The organism is Pararhizobium sp. IMCC3301 (assembly GCF_030758315.1).
Taxonomy (GTDB): Bacteria; Pseudomonadota; Alphaproteobacteria; order Rhizobiales.
Genome location: NZ_CP132336.1, coordinates 3,354,190 through 3,369,329 on the forward strand (window position 1 = coordinate 3,354,190; position 15,140 = coordinate 3,369,329).

At 54.5% G+C, this 15,140-nt stretch carries 16 protein-coding genes, 1 tRNA gene and 1 pseudogene; 3 read left to right on the plus strand and 15 right to left on the minus strand.

The window, feature by feature from the left end; genetic code table 11:
- Window positions 1-9: 9 nt before the first annotated feature.
- Window positions 10-972, plus strand: a complete 963-nt coding sequence (locus RAL88_RS16205) for an ABC transporter permease (RefSeq protein ID WP_306264891.1) — start codon at window positions 10-12, stop codon at window positions 970-972.
- A 12-nt stretch (window positions 973-984) separates the two neighbouring features.
- Here the strand turns inward: RAL88_RS16205 and RAL88_RS16210 are convergent, their stop codons facing one another.
- The 5 genes from RAL88_RS16210 to RAL88_RS16230 form a co-directional block, all read right to left on the minus strand.
- The gene (locus RAL88_RS16210; protein WP_306264892.1) at window positions 985-1,803 is read right to left on the minus strand and encodes an ABC transporter permease subunit; all 819 of its coding nucleotides are present in this window, start codon (window positions 1,801-1,803) and stop codon (window positions 985-987) included.
- 52 nt (window positions 1,804-1,855) lie between these two features.
- The gene (ugpC, locus tag RAL88_RS16215) at window positions 1,856-2,932 is read right to left on the minus strand and encodes a sn-glycerol-3-phosphate ABC transporter ATP-binding protein UgpC (protein ID WP_306264893.1); all 1,077 of its coding nucleotides are present in this window, start codon (window positions 2,930-2,932) and stop codon (window positions 1,856-1,858) included.
- Window positions 2,932-3,786 (minus strand): ABC transporter permease subunit, encoded by an 855-nt coding sequence (locus tag RAL88_RS16220; RefSeq protein ID WP_306264894.1) that lies wholly within the window; start codon window positions 3,784-3,786, stop codon window positions 2,932-2,934. Before RAL88_RS16220 ends, ugpC begins: the two co-directional genes overlap by 1 nt.
- Before the next feature lie 12 nt (window positions 3,787-3,798).
- On the minus strand, window positions 3,799-4,677 hold the full coding sequence (locus RAL88_RS16225) for an ABC transporter permease subunit (protein ID WP_306264895.1): 879 nt from the start codon (window positions 4,675-4,677) through the stop codon (window positions 3,799-3,801).
- Window positions 4,678-4,754: 77 nt separating this feature from the next.
- Complete coding sequence (locus RAL88_RS16230; RefSeq protein ID WP_306264896.1) at window positions 4,755-6,065, minus strand: extracellular solute-binding protein; 1,311 nt, start codon at window positions 6,063-6,065, stop codon at window positions 4,755-4,757.
- Between the two features lie 274 nt (window positions 6,066-6,339).
- On the opposite strand from RAL88_RS16230, the gene RAL88_RS16235 reads away from it, so the two are divergent.
- Window positions 6,340-7,323 (plus strand): glycerophosphodiester phosphodiesterase, encoded by a 984-nt coding sequence (locus RAL88_RS16235; protein WP_306264897.1) that lies wholly within the window; start codon window positions 6,340-6,342, stop codon window positions 7,321-7,323.
- A gap of 41 nt (window positions 7,324-7,364) precedes the next feature.
- On the opposite strand, the gene RAL88_RS16240 is transcribed toward RAL88_RS16235, so the two are convergent.
- From RAL88_RS16240 to RAL88_RS16265, 6 genes are all read right to left on the minus strand, one after another.
- Complete coding sequence (locus RAL88_RS16240; protein ID WP_306264898.1) at window positions 7,365-7,856, minus strand: low molecular weight phosphatase family protein; 492 nt, start codon at window positions 7,854-7,856, stop codon at window positions 7,365-7,367.
- 41 nt (window positions 7,857-7,897) lie between these two features.
- Window positions 7,898-8,473, minus strand: coding sequence for a UPF0262 family protein (locus tag RAL88_RS16245; RefSeq protein WP_306264899.1), 576 nt, complete (start codon window positions 8,471-8,473; stop codon window positions 7,898-7,900).
- A 16-nt stretch (window positions 8,474-8,489) separates the two neighbouring features.
- Window positions 8,490-9,782, minus strand: coding sequence for a histidinol dehydrogenase (hisD, locus tag RAL88_RS16250; protein ID WP_306264900.1), 1,293 nt, complete (start codon window positions 9,780-9,782; stop codon window positions 8,490-8,492).
- Between the two features lie 36 nt (window positions 9,783-9,818).
- Window positions 9,819-10,280, minus strand: coding sequence for a DUF2948 family protein (locus RAL88_RS16255; RefSeq protein ID WP_306264901.1), 462 nt, complete (start codon window positions 10,278-10,280; stop codon window positions 9,819-9,821).
- A gap of 42 nt (window positions 10,281-10,322) precedes the next feature.
- Window positions 10,323-11,612, minus strand: a complete 1,290-nt coding sequence (gene murA, locus RAL88_RS16260; protein ID WP_306264902.1) for a UDP-N-acetylglucosamine 1-carboxyvinyltransferase — start codon at window positions 11,610-11,612, stop codon at window positions 10,323-10,325.
- A gap of 95 nt (window positions 11,613-11,707) precedes the next feature.
- Window positions 11,708-11,890 (minus strand): hypothetical protein, encoded by a 183-nt coding sequence (locus tag RAL88_RS16265; RefSeq protein WP_306264903.1) that lies wholly within the window; start codon window positions 11,888-11,890, stop codon window positions 11,708-11,710.
- 133 nt (window positions 11,891-12,023) lie between these two features.
- Between RAL88_RS16265 and RAL88_RS16270 the strand changes: the two genes are divergently transcribed.
- Window positions 12,024-12,098, plus strand: a tRNA-Thr gene (locus RAL88_RS16270).
- A gap of 505 nt (window positions 12,099-12,603) precedes the next feature.
- On the opposite strand, the pseudogene RAL88_RS21735 reads toward RAL88_RS16270, so the two are convergent.
- The 4 genes and pseudogenes from RAL88_RS21735 to RAL88_RS16285 all read right to left on the minus strand — a co-directional run.
- A pseudogene (locus RAL88_RS21735) lies at window positions 12,604-13,635 on the minus strand (recombinase family protein); the annotation flags it as partial.
- Window positions 13,632-14,003, minus strand: a complete 372-nt coding sequence (locus tag RAL88_RS16275) for a hypothetical protein (RefSeq protein ID WP_306264904.1) — start codon at window positions 14,001-14,003, stop codon at window positions 13,632-13,634. The pseudogene RAL88_RS21735 and the gene RAL88_RS16275, both read right to left, overlap by 4 nt.
- 160 nt (window positions 14,004-14,163) lie before the next feature.
- A complete protein-coding gene (locus tag RAL88_RS16280) occupies window positions 14,164-14,499 on the minus strand; it encodes a hypothetical protein (protein ID WP_306264905.1) in 336 nt (111 codons plus the stop codon).
- Window positions 14,500-14,511: 12 nt separating this feature from the next.
- A complete protein-coding gene (locus RAL88_RS16285) occupies window positions 14,512-15,129 on the minus strand; it encodes a hypothetical protein (protein WP_306264906.1) in 618 nt (205 codons plus the stop codon).
- Window positions 15,130-15,140: the final 11 nt, after the last annotated feature.

Consider the following 15,140-nt stretch of genomic DNA (forward strand, 5'->3'; position numbering starts at 1 on the left):
TAGGCATTTATGATCCGAACCCTTCGACTTTACGGAACCCTGATCGGGTTTCTCGCCATTGTGGTGTTTTTCTCAATCCAGTTGCCGGGCACATTTTTCACCGCCAGGAACCTGATCAACATTTCTCAGCAGATCAGCATGCTGGCTGTGGTCGCCAGTTCCATGACGCTGGTCATGGTGATGAATGATTTCGATCTGTCGGTCGGCTCGATGGCAAGTCTTGCCGGGGTTGTCGCCGCCGTTCTGTTTTCCCTCGGCTTTCCGATTGCTGTCGGTGTGGGTGCCGCACTTCTGGTTGGTGTGCTGGGCGGTCTGTTCAATGGTGTGCTGGTGTCGATTTTCGGCATTCTGCCATTTGTCGCCACACTTGGCACTCTGACCATGTTCAGTGGCATGGCGTTTCTCACCAGCGGCGGCAAAACCATTTTCGGACGCGATATTCCGTCGGCATTTTCCGGCTTTGCGCGCAGCGGTATCCAGCTCGATACGGTTGGTTTGGCCGGCCTGAAACTGCCCTATCTCAGCGTGCTCGCTGTGGTGGTGCTGCTGGTGGTCTGGTTCATCCTCGAGCAGACCACTTTCGGCCGCCGGCTGTATGCCATTGGCGGCAATTCCGAAGCGGCGCGTCTGGCCGGGCTGAAGGTCAGAACCCTGCGGCTTGTCGCCTTTGCCATGACCGGTTTTGGCGCAGCCATTGCCGGGCTGATGTATGCCAGCCGTGTCGCCTCAGCCAATCCCACTCAGGGCAGCGGCCTGATGCTCGACGCCATTGCCGCAGTGTTTCTGGGCATGACCATGAGCGAGGAGGGCGAGCCACGGGTTCTTTACTCGATTATCGGTGTTCTCATTCTGGGAATTCTCGATAATGGCCTGACGCAGATGAGTGTCGATTCATATATTCGCGAAATTCTTGTCGGTGCGATCATCGTTTCCGCAGTGGCGTTTTCCAGCATTACCAAACAGGCCAGATAGTCATGAACCGATCTATTTATCAGTCAGTGCCAGAGAGTTGAAAAACCATCTCTGAAAGATCAACAGCAGGAAAAACGGCGGGATGATGGTGATCATCACAAGCGCCATGCCTGATCCCGACGACTGGCCGATCAATTGAATGCCACGCACCAGCGTATAAAGACTGTCATCGGTACTGATCATCACCGGCCACAAATACTGGTTCCAGCCGATCATGAAGGCGATGACGAAGATCGCTCCGGTCCTCGGCCACGACAGCGGTATGACAATATCGCGCAGAAACTTTACCGGGCCAGCGCCATCCAGCATGGCAGCTTCCAGCAATTCCTCCGGAAGCGTTCGAAAAAACTGCCGGTAGAAAAACGTTCCAAGTGCCGCTGCCAGAACTGGCAGAATAAGCCCGGTATGGCTGTTGATCAGCCCCAGATCGGAAGTCACCTGAAACGTGTTGATGAACCTACCTTCCAGAGGAAACAGCAGCGTCGTCAGGATCAGCCAGAAAATCCCGTTTGCCCAAGGCAGGCGGAAAAACACGATGGCGTAGGCGCTCAGCAATGAGAACAGGGTTGTCAGAGCGGCAACACCCACCCCGACAATCATGGAATTCTTCAGCATCGCAAGCGGCGTAACCTCGTCGCTGAAGCCGGCTTCAAAATTGAGGATGCTCAAATAGTTGCGCTGAAAATAAGCCCCCCAGCTCAATTGCAGACCATCGATTTGAAGCGTCGCCGTGCTGTGGCTGGAAGAAAAGAAAAACACAGCAATCGGTGTGATGAGAAACACCACCCCCAGGACAAGAATGCCATGATTGATGATAGCTCTGAGCGTCACCAGGCCGCCGCTGAATGAAACGCAATAATACGTGACGAGGGAACTTTTGCCGTCAAATGATCCGCGCGCCAGAGTCTTTTTCGAACACCATTGCCCGCGTCGTGTCGAAATGCAGTTTCAGACTGCTGTCGATATCGGGAAGCGTTTCGTGATCGGTTTTCAGGCAAATTTCGGTCTCATCGCCATCAGTAGCAGCTGCGCCTTGCAACACGCCATAGATCAGATTGTCTGCACCGTGCTGCTCGACAAGATCGACCCGCATCTCCAGTCGAGACGTGCCGTCCTGGTGCAGCGCGTCGGGCCGGATCGCCAGCATCAGATCGGTGTTTTCCGGCAGGTTTTCAAATCCGGCCAGTGAAATGCTGCCACTGACCAGCTTGCCGCCCTCAAAACGCGCCGGGATCAGATTGACCTGCGGCGACCCGATAAAGGATGCGACGAACAATGTTGCCGGATTGTTATAAAGTTCGATCGGCGCGCCCATCTGCTCAATGCGGCCATCATTGATCACAGCAAGCCGGTCGGCAAGGGTCATGGCCTCGGTCTGGTCATGGGTCACATAGACGCTGGTCACGCCCATGCGCCGTTGCAGCCGCTTGATCTCGATGCGCATCTGGACACGCAATTTCGCGTCAAGATTGGACAGGGGCTCGTCGAACAGAAACACTTTGGGTTCGCGCACAATGGCCCGGCCCATCGCAACCCGCTGGCGCTGGCCGCCGGAAAGCTGGTGGGGCTGGCGGTCGAGATAATCATCGATGCGCAGCATCTGCGCCGCATCCACGACTTTCTGATGGATTTCGCTCTTCGGCAGGCCCCGGTTTTTCAGGCCATAGGACATGTTTCCCCGCACCGTCATATGCGGATAGAGGGCGTAATTCTGGAAAACCATCGCAACATCGCGTTCCGCCGGCGTGACCTCATTGATGACGCGCCCATCAATACTGATTTCGCCTTCGGTGATGGATTCCAGGCCGGCAACCATCCGCAACAGCGTGGATTTTCCGCAGCCTGACGGGCCGACAAAGACGATAAATTCGCCATCATCAATTTTCATATCAACGCCGCGCACGGCCTCAGCTCCGTTCGGGTAGACTTTTTTGACCCCGGAAAGTTCAACGCCAGCCATTATTTTTCACTCTCCACAAGGCCCTTCACGAACCAATTTTGAAATACAAGTACAACCAGCACCGGCGGCAGGGTCGCCAGGATGGTCAGTGCAAACGCTTTTTGATATTGCGGCAGCTCACCGCCTTCGGCGAGTATCTGGTAAATCTGCTTGATGCCGATCACCAGAGTGTAATTTTCTTCCTTCGTGGTCATCATCAGTGGCCACAGATACTGGTTCCAGCCCACCACAAACATGATGATCAGAATCGCCGCAATCATGGTTTTTGAAATCGGCACCAGAATATCGATAAAGAACCGCCATGGCGTCGCCCCGTCAAGCCGCGCTGCCTCGAGTATTTCTTCCGGTACGGATTTGAAGAACTGGCGGAAAAAGAAAGTGCCGGTAGCGGAAGCGATCAGCGGAATGATGAGACCTGCCTGTGTATCCAGCAGACCCATGCCGGACACCACTTCATAGGAGGGAATAATGCGCACTTCCAATGGCAGCAACAGGGTCATGAAAATGACCCAGAACAATGGCACCGCAAGCCGGAAGCGGAAATAGACAATCGCATAGGCCGCCAGCATCGAAATGATAACCTTGCCGACGGCAAATCCAACGCCCAGGATCATGCTGTTCTTCAGCATCGTTGTGCCGAGCACCGATTTCATCACGCCGCCTTCGACGAACAGCACTTCGTAATAGGTTTCAAAGAAATTGCCGCCCGGCCACAATTGCAGGCCGTTGCGCAGAATTGTTTCTGGCGAATGGGTGGAAGTGGAAAACGCCACCCAGACCGGCAGGCTCATGAACAGCACACCGACAATAAGAATTGCGTGGGTGGAGATCAGACGCCAATTGATGTTGCTCATATCTGCGTCCCCCTAATAATGCACTTTGCGCTCGATGAAGCGGAACTGGATCACGGTCAGCGCCAGCACAATGAGCATCAGAACGACGGATTGTGCCGACGAACCGCCAAGATCCGCGCCGCGGAAACCATCCTGGAACACCTTGAACACCAGTGTGTTGGTGGCGCCGCCAGGAGCGCCGCGCGTTGTGGTGTCGATAATGCCGAACGTCTCGAAAAAGGCATACGTGATGTTGATCACCATCAGGAAGAAAGTTGTCGGTGCCAGCAATGGAAAGGTGATTGTCCAGAAGCGCCGCGTCGGACTGCGGCAATCCATGGTCGCGGCTTCGGATACAGATTTCGGAATGCCCTGCAATCCGGACAGGAAAAAGATGAAATTGACGCTAACCTGTTTCCAGACCGCAATCAGCACAACGACAAATCCTGCATCAAAAGCATCCAGCTTGTGATCGAAATCCCAGCCGATTGCGTTGAAAAACTTGTAGAGATCCCCGATCAGGGGATGAAACATCAAATTGCCCATCAGGCCCGCTACCGGCGGGGCTATGGCATAGGCCCACATCAAAGTGGTCTTGTAAGTGCGGGCGCCGCGAATGACTTCATTGGCCTTGACGGCGAGCAGCAGCGCTATGGCAAGCGAGAGGAACGTCACCAGCGCGGAAAATACCACGGTAAACCCGGCCGCCTGGAGCCAGGAGCCGCTGAGGATCGTATCTTTGTAATTCTTGAACCAGACGAATTGGGTCTGCAGGCCGAAGGCGTCTTCCAGCAGAAACGACTGATAGATGGCCTGAGCTGCAGGCCAGAGAAAAAACACAGAAATGATCAGGATTTGCGGCGTGATGAACAGATACGGAATCGCACTGTGTTCAAATTGAACGCGCTTCATTTACAGCTCCCCGGAGATGATGCCTGCCCTAGATCAGGCCGGCAGGTGGCGGGCTCAGCCCGCCACCCTTATTCAGCTCAATTATATGTCGCGTTGAAACGCTCAAGAAGCGCGTTGGATTCTTCTTCCATGGCCGCGAAGGCTTCGTCAACACTGGCATTGCCTGAGAAGATGTTGTCGAAGTTCTTGTACATCACGTCACGGATTTGCACATAGTAGCCAAGGCGGTAGCCTTTGGTCCACTCGCCGCCAGGCTGGCTCAACTGCAGAATGCCGATTTCAGCATCCGGTGTGGAGTCATAATAACCCTCACTCTTGGCCAACTCATATGCAGCTGTGGTGATCGGCACATAACCGGTTTCCTTGTGCCAGAACACCTGGTTTTCCGGCAGTGTCAAAAAGGCGAAGAAATCAGCGACGCCCTTATATTCTTCATCGGTCTTGCCGGCCATCGCGAACAGCGCGGCTCCGCCGATAAATGTGCCTTTGGGTTCGTCGATGATGCTCTTCCAATAGGGCAGGAAGGACGTGCCGAACTCAAAATCGGTGGATAGTTTCAGGCCACCGAATGAGCCGGACGATCCGAGCCACATGGCAACTTTTTTCTGTACGAACGCGTCCTGATTATCACCCCAGGCGCGGCCGTAGAAACCGTAATAGCCCGCATCGAGCCACTCTTTCATCTTCGTCCAGTGCATTTTTAGCTGGTCATTATTGTAGAGCAGCTTCACATCGGTAGTGTCATAACCATTATTGGCAGTTGCCATCTGGATGTTGTGACGGCTGTGAAAGTTTTCCGCCATGATCCACGGGCTGTGGCTCTGGGCAAGAGCGGTATAACCGGCTTCTTTCAGCTTCGGTGCCATCGCCTCGAATTCTTCCCAGGTCGCCGGTGGATTTTCGATGCCGGCCTTGGCGAAAGCCTCTTTGTTATAATACAGCAGCGGTGTTGAGGAATTGAACGGCAGTCCGATCATTTTGCCATCCGAATCCGCATAGAAATAACGCACCCCGGTAATATAATCCTCGATGTTGAAGCCGTCGCCATATTTTGTCATCAGATCTTCAACCGCAATGGTTGCGCCCTTGGCGTTGATGATTGTGGCAGCGCCGGCATCAAAGATCTGAATGATGTTCGGCTGTTGCTTGGCACGGAAAGCGGCGATGCCGGCTGTCATCGTATCCTCATAGCCACCCTTATAGGTGGGAATGAGATTGTATTCGCTTTGGCTGGCATTGTAGTTTTCAGCAATTTCGTTGACGACTTCGCCCAGGCGTCCGCCCATGGCATGCCACCATTGAATGTCAGTGGGCACCGACCACGCCGCTCCGGACATTAGTGTTGAAGCGCCGAAAACACCGGCAACCAGCATAGATTTCAAGTTCATAATTCTCTCCCTTTTTGGGTGATGGAAGCGTACGGCCCCGTAAGATCATGGTTCCGTGACACTGACATGACACCCTTATGACAGACTGTTGTTTGAATTTGCCTGCTGGGGGAAGTGTATTCCTGTTTTTGTCTTTTATGCAAACCCCCTGAGGCGGCTAACAAAATTCTCCCCGTCTATTTGTCCGAACAGAGCCCCGCCGCACCGGGTTTTCGCTTGCCCAAAGCCGCACTTCGTGTCTGGATTGAACGGATTCATATGGAGAGTTTTTGAAATGCTGTTTCGCCTTGCAACGATCTGGTTCTGCAGTGTGCTGTATGTATCCGGGGCATCTGCCTTTGAATTGCAGGGCCATCGCGGTGCCCGTGGGCTGATGCCGGAAAATACCCTGCCGGCTTTTGCCATGGCCTTGTCCATTGGCGTATCCACCCTGGAGCTTGATCTGGCGGTGACGGCGGATAAAAGTGTTGTGGTGTCGCATAACCCGGCGCTGGACCCGGATATGACGCGCAATGCCGCTGGTGTGTGGATTGAAAAACAGCTTCTCATCAACAGCCTCAACTTCGAGGAGCTTCAGACATTTGACGTCGGGCGGATCAGACCCGGATCGCGGGCGGCCTCGCGTTTTCCCGAGCAGCAGGGGGTTGATGGCACATCAATGCCTTCGCTGGAAGATGTGTTTGATCTGGTCGAACGTGCCGGCAACAACTCTGTTCGCTTCAACATTGAAACCAAAATCAGTCCTCTTGAACCGCAGGATACGGTGGATGCGGGAACATTTGCCGCTCTGGTTCTGGCGCTCGTCAAAGCGCGCGGGCTGGAAGACCGTGTCAGTATACAATCATTCGACTGGCGCACTTTGCAGGCGGTTCAGACCGAAGCGCCTGAACTGGAAACGGTCTATCTGACGGCACAGCAGGACTGGCTCGACAATGTGCAATCCACAGCCGGAAAAGCCTCGCCCTGGACGGCGGAATTTAATCTCGATGACTACAGCGGCAATTTGCCGCAAATGGTCAAGGCTGCCGGAGGCGATGTCTGGTCACCGTTTTTCGGCAATGTCAGCCCCGCGCTGGTCAAGCAGGCACAGGCTCTGGGCCTGAAAGTGATTCCCTGGACAGTCAATGATGCGGCGATGATGGAAACGCTGATTGAGGCGGGCGTTGATGGTCTCATCACCGATTTTCCGGACCGGTTGCGGGCGGTGATGCAGGCCAGGGGCATGGCATTACCCCCGGCAACACCGGTTGAGCCCTGATTGCGCCCCTTCTGATCGCCCCATCTTATTTCACCTGAGCGTCAGTCTGCGCTGCGCGGCTGCCAGGCAAAGCGCTTCTTGATCCGCAGGGTCAATTCATCGCGCAATCCGCGATAGGCATCGAGGATCTGTGATCGCGAACCGGTGGCCAGCGAAGGGTCAAATGTCGGCCAGTATTCCACGTCGATTGCATGAGAACGCGTCAGTTCAAGCGCCGCGTGATGCGCTTCCGGTGCCAGGGTGATAATCAGATCGAAATTGGTGTCCTCAAGCTCCTCAAAGGAACGCGGCACATGGCGGCTGATATCGACGCCGATCTCGTCCATCACGGTACGGGCAAACGGGTCGGGTACGCCCGGACGCACGCCCGCCGAACGGGTGTAAATCTGGTTTGGAAACAGCTGCCGGGTCAGGGCAGCGGCAATCGGCGAGCGAATCACATTGATGCGGCATGCAAACAGCACTGCACCGGGCCGCACACCGACGGTTTTGTCGGAACTGGAACGCTCGCCGGAAGGCGCATCGTCAACCAACGCTAGATCGCTTCATCGTTCAATGTAATCATGAAACGCCTCTAGCCTTTCCAGTGCAGAACACAGACCAGCGTAAACAGGCGTCTGGCTGTGCCAAAATCCATTTCGATCTTTCCCGACAGCCGGTCCTGCAGCAATTGGGAACCTTCATTGTGCAATCCGCGCCGGCCCATATCAATAGCCTCGATCTGACTCGGCGTTGCCGTTTTGATCGCTGCATAATAGCTGTCGCAGATCATGTAGTAATCCTTGACGATTTTGCGGAACGGCGTCAGCGACAGGATATGGGTCGCAAGTGGCGCACTGTTGGCAAACAGGATTTCAAACACCAGCCGGGCTTCCTGAAGCGAGAGATTCAACCGGTAAGGCCCGTGGAAATCAGCCATCCCATTGTCTGATTGCGGCAGCGGCTGGAAACAATTCTCTTCCACCAGATCATAAATCGCAATGGCGCGCTCATGTTCGATCTCGCTGGAAGCACGGCCGATGGTGCTTTCATCCAGGATAATGGCACACAGCCGTTCAGAGGAACTGTCCGGTGCGCCAGACCTGGTGCCAGAACCGGTATCAGAACTGGCCCCTTTATCGGCCCCTTTATCAGGATCAGTTTCAGCCATTGCCGCGCCCCCAGCGCTACAGGTTCAGCCGGATGGCAATCGAGCGCCCGTGCGCCTCAAGCCCTTCCACATCTGCCAGCGCCATCGCAGCAGGGCCGAGCGCGCGCAGATTATCCGCAGTGCAGCGCAGAATGGATGTGCGCTTCATAAAGTCCAGCACCGACAATCCCGAAGAAAACCGGGCCGAGCGCGCGGTCGGCAGGACATGGTTTGAACCACCAACATAATCGCCGATGGCTTCCGGCGTGTGATGCCCCAGAAACACCGCTCCGGCATGGCTGACCCGGTCGAAAAGCGCATCGGGATCGGCAACGCATAATTCCAGATGCTCTGCGGCAATTGCATCAATCAGCGCGGCGGCCTGCATCACATCGGCAACGCGGATAATGGCCCCGAAATCACGCCAGCTTGGCCCGGCAATGGCGACGCGGGGCAGGGATTTCAATTGCGCCTCCACCGCCTGTTCCACGGCAATTGCCAACTCTTCGCTGTCAGTGATGAGAATTGACTGCGCGGCTGCATCATGTTCCGCCTGAGCCAGCAGATCAGCCGCAACCCAGGCCGGATTGGCGGTCTTGTCGGCCACCACCAGAATTTCCGAAGGTCCGGCAATCATGTCGATGCCGACCGTGCCGAAGACCTGACGCTTGGCGGCCGCTACATAGGCATTGCCGGGTCCGACAATTTTGGCAACCGGCGCGATTGTCGCAGTTCCGTAGGCGAGAGCCGCAACGGCCTGCGCGCCGCCAATGCGGTAAATTTCCGTGACACCGGCAAGGCGGGCCGCCACCAGCACCAGAGGGTTGAGCACGCCATCGGGGGTTGGCACCACCATGGCAATGCGCTCAACACCGGCAACACGTGCCGGCACTGCATTCATCAAAACCGAACTGGGGTAATTGGCGGTGCCGCCCGGCACATAGAGGCCGACGGCGGAGATGGCCGACCAGCGATAGCCCAGTTCAACGCCCAGCGCATCGCTGTAACGCTGGTTTTCAGGCAGTTGTTTCTGGTGATGTGAGGTGATGCGGTCATGGGCGAGGGTCAGGGCCGCCAGCGTATCGGCATCGACAGCGTCGACCGCCTGCTGAATTTCGTCCGCTGAAATCTGCAGCGTCGCTGGTGTCAGGGCAACACGATCGAATTTTTCCGTCAGTTCCAGCACTGCGGCATCGCCGCGCCGCCGGACATCCCCGACAATGCCGCGCACCGCCGCATCGACATCTTCTGAGACTTCCCGCTTTGCAGCCAGCAAGGTCTTGAATTCCGACGAGAAATCCGGATCAGACTGGGACAGGCGGTATACCAAGGCGAATTTCCTTACAACACCAGACGGCTGTACCTCTCAACTGAGCGGATGCCGGGGCCGGTTTCTTGTTTCCCATGCCGCGTCCAGATCGGCAAGCCGCACTTCGACACATTTCACATCCAGCCGGATCGAATGCCCCTCGGCGAGCAGCAGTTCAATCTGCCCGGAAACATCATCTTCGCCCGCAACAAATTCCATCGACAGCAGATCAAACACCGTGTCGCGAGCAGCTTCATCAAGGCCCTTTGTCTGCACCTTTGTGACCTGCTCAAAATGCAGCACCGCGTTATGGCGTTCATAGGTTTTACGGCCCAGCAGCCCGGACACGCCGCTGCGTTGGTTCGCCTGTTCCCAGGCAAACCGGTTGAGCGAAATCAGCACCCGCTTTTCTGCAGCAAGCCAGGTGACATCGGCAGCCTTGAACACAGCGTCCTGGCAATAGGCCGACAGAACTGTCAAATCCTCTTCATCCATTGCCATCATTTTCAGTGCGGACATGCTGTTCCCTTCAAACTGGTTAACCTGCGCAGAATTCCTGCGTCAGGCCGAGATACGTTCAATTTCCGCGCCGCAATTGCGCAGCTTTTCTTCAAGCCGTTCAAATCCGCGATCCAGATGATAGACCCGGTTGACGAAGGTCACGCCCTCGGCGGCCAGACCACCAATCACCAGCGACACCGAGGCGCGCAGATCGGTTGCCATCACCTGGGCACCGGTCAGATGAGCGACCCCCTCGACAACGGCCTTCTGTCCGTCCAGATGGATATTCGCCCCCAGCCGGGCCAGTTCCTGGACATGCATGAAGCGGTTTTCAAAAATCGTCTCGACAATATCCGAATTGCCGTCCGCCCGTGTCATCAGCGCCATGAACTGGGCCTGCAGATCGGTGGGAAAGCCGGGATAGGGTTCGGTTGTCACATTGACGGCCTTGATCGGCCCGCCATTGCGCGTAACGCGGATGCCGGAATTGGTCGGCTCAATGGTGGTGCCCGACGCCTTGATGGCATCCAGTGCGGCTTCCAGCAGATCCATCCGCGCGCCATCCAGATGCACATCGCCCCCGGTCATCGCCACCGCCATGGCATAGGTGCCGGTTTCAATGCGGTCCGGCAGCACCGAGTGGGTCGCGCCATGAAGCTTTTCGACGCCTTCAATGGTGATTGTGTCGGTGCCGGCGCCGCTGATATTGGCGCCCATCGCAATCAGGCAATCTGCCAGATCGGTAACTTCCGGCTCCCGCGCGGCATTTTCAATCCGCGTCGTGCCTTTGGCCAGGGTTGCGGCCATCATCGTCACGTGGGTTGCCCCGACAGAGACCTTTGGAAACCGCACTGTGCCGCCAACCAGCCCGTTCGGAGCTTTGGCGACGACGTAACCGCCTTCCAGTTCGATCTCGGCACCCAGCGCGCGCAAACCATCGAGGAAGAAATCCACCGGCCGCGTTCCGATGGCACAGCCACCCGGCAGCGAGACACGGGCTTCATGCATGCGCGCCAGCAGCGGACCGATCACCCAGAAACTGGCCCGCATTTTCGACACCAGCTCATAGGGCGAGGTGGTGTCGACAATCTCCTCGGCGCGCAGATCAAGCGTCTGCCCGGCCATATCCGGCTCGCCCGGCCGCTTGCCCTTGATGGTGCAGTCGACGCCGTGATTGACCAGAATACTCTGCAGCAGCACGACATCGGCCAGCCGCGGCACATTCAAAAGCCGCAAGGTCTGATCGGTCAGCAGGCTGGCAATCATCAGTGGCAAAGCGGCGTTTTTCGCGCCGGAAATCTGGATGGTGCCATTCAGCCGGTTACCACCCCGAATACGGATCTTGTCCATTATGTTCTTTCGCTTGTTTGGTTGGCGCTCTTTTTAACGGGATTCAGGATAGCATCAAGGTCCGGGAGGACATAAAGAGCCGGGAAACACCTGCATTACTCATCTTTTTGCGGCTTTTCTGTGCGCCGCTCTGAAATATCCTCCGGAATGCCGTCACGCTGCTGTTCATCGGCATTGCGCCGCGCCCGCATCTGCGCCTTGCGTTTCTGCAGATTGCCGCGCAACAGCGCCGAAAGGCGCTCCTGTTTGCTGTCCTTGCCGGGTTTCCCGCTGGCCATGTTCCCCTCCGCATTTTCCGGCTGTGCACTGCAGATAGCTTTATAATATGCGCTTTTCAATCCAAACCATCTTGCACCATGGCGTGGGATATGTCAGATGAGCGCGATCATCAATACATGCCGCACCGGCAGCGCCGCAGTAGCTCAGTGGTAGAGCGCGTCATTGGTAATGACGAGGTCGGGAGTTCAATCCTCCCCTGCGGCACCATCATATTTTTACCGCCCTGAGTTTGGCTTAACAGCTTGAAAGGTAAGGATGTTTTTGGTGTTCTATAACCTTCAGTCCGGCGATACTCCAAACGGTCTGTAAAGGCCAATCTTAGGACTGTTTTCTGCAGCATCAAATTGCCGGAATTCCATAGTTTCCAAGGGTTTGACAGGAATCTCAGGGAGAGTTCTAGAATTTGCTTTTTGCTCTTCGCCGGATGCTTGCTTTTGGCGAGTTTTTCAGCGGCTAAAAGCTTCTGGCGTTCCAAAGTCGCAATCTTATTTTCGTATGCGGCAACAACGGAACTGTTTTGCGTATTTACAATCCGGTCAAGAAAACTGTTGATTTCTTTGTCGATCTTTTTGGCTTCGCGGCGCAGACTCTCAACCACCTCTTCAGCCTGCGTCCTGCGGTGTTCCCATAGTTTTTCGATTATGGCCTTCACCAAACGGAACAGGTTCTCCGTCGGGGTCATGGCTTTTAGGATATCTTCAAATAGACCTTCAACTTCAGCGCGCGGCAATGATTTGCCATACTCCGCACAGGTTTTGGTTTGGCAGAGGTAATAAGGGTATTCCTTATATTTCCCTTTCGACCAACCAGCCGTCAGAGGCTTTGAGCAAGAGCCGCATGCTACAAATCCGCGTAGTGGGAAATCTTCATTGATGTCTTTTCGCGCAGGTGCGTAGGTACCCGTTTGTAGCCGATGCAAGATTTTCTCGTGCGTCTCAAAAGAGATTAGTCCTTCGTGCCGCCCCGGCCGTAAAGAAACATTCCAAGCTTTGGACTCAACATAACCCGCGTAAATCGACTTTTTCAAAAGACGCGTGACGGTCATCGGGCGGAGTTTTCCATTCGCCTTGTCCTTTGGATATTTGGGCTGGCTTTCAAGGAAGCGTTGTACTTCCGCCTGCATCGCAAACCGCCCCGATGCAAACCCCTCAAGCGCTTCCCGCAAAATTGACGCCTGAGGTTCGTCAAAAACAAGTTCTTTCCCTCCGTTTGGGGATTTCACATATTTGTAACCGACAGCCGCACGATTAACCCAAAAACCTTGCTCCATCCGCGCCTTCATTTTTTGCGATACTTGGCGGGCATTTTGTTCCCGTTCAAGCGTTCCCGTCGCGGCCAATATGGTCTCTAGAAACTTTCCTTCCGGCGTGTCTTCAAATTTGAAGTTCAGGCAGATGCGAATGGCATTGCGCTTTAGCATTTCACGTCGCAAGGCCAAGTGAAATTCAGTATCACGTGCATAGCGCTTGAGGTCATCAAAGATCACCAGATAACGTTTGTGTGGGTTCGCATCCAGATGCGCCAACAAATTGACCATGCCTGAGCGCTTCATGAAGTTACCGCCACCTGTCATCGTATCAGGAAAAACGGCTTCAACAGGGCACCCCAATTGCTGTGCCTCTTGGCGGCAACGATGCTCTTGAGTGTCTAGACCTGACCCGTCGTTTTCCTGTTTTTTGCCAGAAACCCGACAATATAGGAGGGCGGCGTCGGGTATGATTATTTTTTCGCTTGTTTGACTCATGGATGACCTCCTTCGCTTTCAGGCAAGCCGTCTTTGTGCGCTCTACCTTCAAATTGTTGTCTTATTGAATTTTCCGATTCTATCAGACCAGCCAAATCCAGGGCAGAAATATGCCCCAATGTGCCTTTTTGCTCACAGGCTTGCTGCACTGGATGGGTGCCAAAGCCGAGATCAACAAAGGCAGTGACAATGTTCAATAAAATCTCGATGAATTCGCGTTTTTGATCGTCTGTCAGATCGCTAACTTCAAGCAAATGAGCGAATTCCTGCCAGTCCATTATCAGGGGGGAAAACTGTACCGCGTCATTCCCCGGTGCAGAGTGTGCCTCCGGTGATTTTTCCGGTTTTGGGGGTGTTTTTTGTTTCATGTCAACATGCCTCTCGATAAGTTAGTTTACTTGTTTGATCTCCTTTTCAATTCAAACAAAAGAGAACATAATAGGAACATTGTCCTATTTAATCAAGTAAAAAGGGCGTAATATTGTTGCGTTTTCAGTTAATTATGAAAATAAACCGTGCCGAGCGCGCTCACTCAGGCTTATCAATAAGCCCTTCGCCAAATTGCTCTTTGATACTGTGAAGTTCACCGATGGCCTGCAAAAGCATCTCCCAGCGCAGGCATTGATTCATTGGCAATGGCCCGGCAGGAAAACGATAATCAAGACACATTGCTTCGGCGCGTCCGATGTGACCCAGATCGTGCGTTTGCTCGTGTTCTATTCGGCGTACTGTATCGTGAGCCTCATTGAGATAATGAACGGCGCTTTGACGTATCCCGAATAACTCCAAGTGAGATTGCGTCACTGGCAGGGCCAGGTCTTTTCCGTTTGGCAGATCAACCTTGGCGAAGAAAATATCTCTCATGATGGTGTCTCCCTATTGCGACTGAGTGCGCGTTCGCCTTTGGGCTTGCCCGTCTTCTTTTCTTTCTCTTCGGCTGAAGGACCGTGCTTCAGGGGTATAATATTGCTTCTCAGTCTCTTTGGCCCACTGATAGAAGTCTTTTCCCTCTTTGGCTTTGAATGATTCTGCGATGACGCGTTTAGCGCCCGCTTCGCTAATCCCGAGATCTTGTGCGTAATCCACAGCCGCTTTATCCAGGGCGCGGTATAAAGGGATGTCACCGTCTTCTATCCGTATGCCGATATTAATCGCGTAAGCATGCCCTTTGCTTTTTTCGAGGTCAGTCAGCGTTGCCTCTCTGTCCTGCAGAACCTTCAGGTTGGCTTTCATGGTTAGGTCGTAACGCGAGGCATAGACATCCCTGATGATAATCTCGGCTTTCATGGCGTCGAAAGGTTGATGGCGGGCGAACGTTTGGGAAAAATCGGTGAGCACGTCCTTGAACTTGCCGGAATGCAATATCTCCCGGTGCGTGATTTCCGTGAGGTTCCAAACGAACTGGAACTGTGAACCTGTCAGGCTGCGGCCAGTCTTGCTCTCCATTGCGCGTTGAAAGCCAGCCATGTCGTTTTCCGTATTGGTGATGTTCATCTTGTTCTCCT

What these genes read in the sequence shown, in the direction of transcription:
- RAL88_RS16205 (WP_306264891.1), top strand. Translation starts at nt 10, where the DNA reads ATGATCCGAACCCTTCGACTTTACGGAACCCTGATCGGGTTTCTCGCC.
- ugpC (WP_306264893.1), bottom strand. Translation starts at nt 2,932, where the DNA reads ATGGCTGGCGTTGAACTTTCCGGGGTCAAAAAAGTCTACCCGAACGGA.
- RAL88_RS16220 (WP_306264894.1), bottom strand. Translation starts at nt 3,786, where the DNA reads ATGAGCAACATCAATTGGCGTCTGATCTCCACCCACGCAATTCTTATT.
- RAL88_RS16225 (WP_306264895.1), bottom strand. Translation starts at nt 4,677, where the DNA reads ATGAAGCGCGTTCAATTTGAACACAGTGCGATTCCGTATCTGTTCATC.
- RAL88_RS16230 (WP_306264896.1), bottom strand. Translation starts at nt 6,065, where the DNA reads ATGAACTTGAAATCTATGCTGGTTGCCGGTGTTTTCGGCGCTTCAACA.
- RAL88_RS16235 (WP_306264897.1), top strand. Translation starts at nt 6,340, where the DNA reads ATGCTGTTTCGCCTTGCAACGATCTGGTTCTGCAGTGTGCTGTATGTA.
- RAL88_RS16245 (WP_306264899.1), bottom strand. Translation starts at nt 8,473, where the DNA reads ATGGCTGAAACTGATCCTGATAAAGGGGCCGATAAAGGGGCCAGTTCT.
- RAL88_RS16255 (WP_306264901.1), bottom strand. Translation starts at nt 10,280, where the DNA reads ATGTCCGCACTGAAAATGATGGCAATGGATGAAGAGGATTTGACAGTT.
- murA (WP_306264902.1), bottom strand. Translation starts at nt 11,612, where the DNA reads ATGGACAAGATCCGTATTCGGGGTGGTAACCGGCTGAATGGCACCATC.
- RAL88_RS16265 (WP_306264903.1), bottom strand. Translation starts at nt 11,890, where the DNA reads ATGGCCAGCGGGAAACCCGGCAAGGACAGCAAACAGGAGCGCCTTTCG.
- RAL88_RS16275 (WP_306264904.1), bottom strand. Translation starts at nt 14,003, where the DNA reads ATGAAACAAAAAACACCCCCAAAACCGGAAAAATCACCGGAGGCACAC.
- RAL88_RS16280 (WP_306264905.1), bottom strand. Translation starts at nt 14,499, where the DNA reads ATGAGAGATATTTTCTTCGCCAAGGTTGATCTGCCAAACGGAAAAGAC.
- RAL88_RS16285 (WP_306264906.1), bottom strand. Translation starts at nt 15,129, where the DNA reads ATGAACATCACCAATACGGAAAACGACATGGCTGGCTTTCAACGCGCA.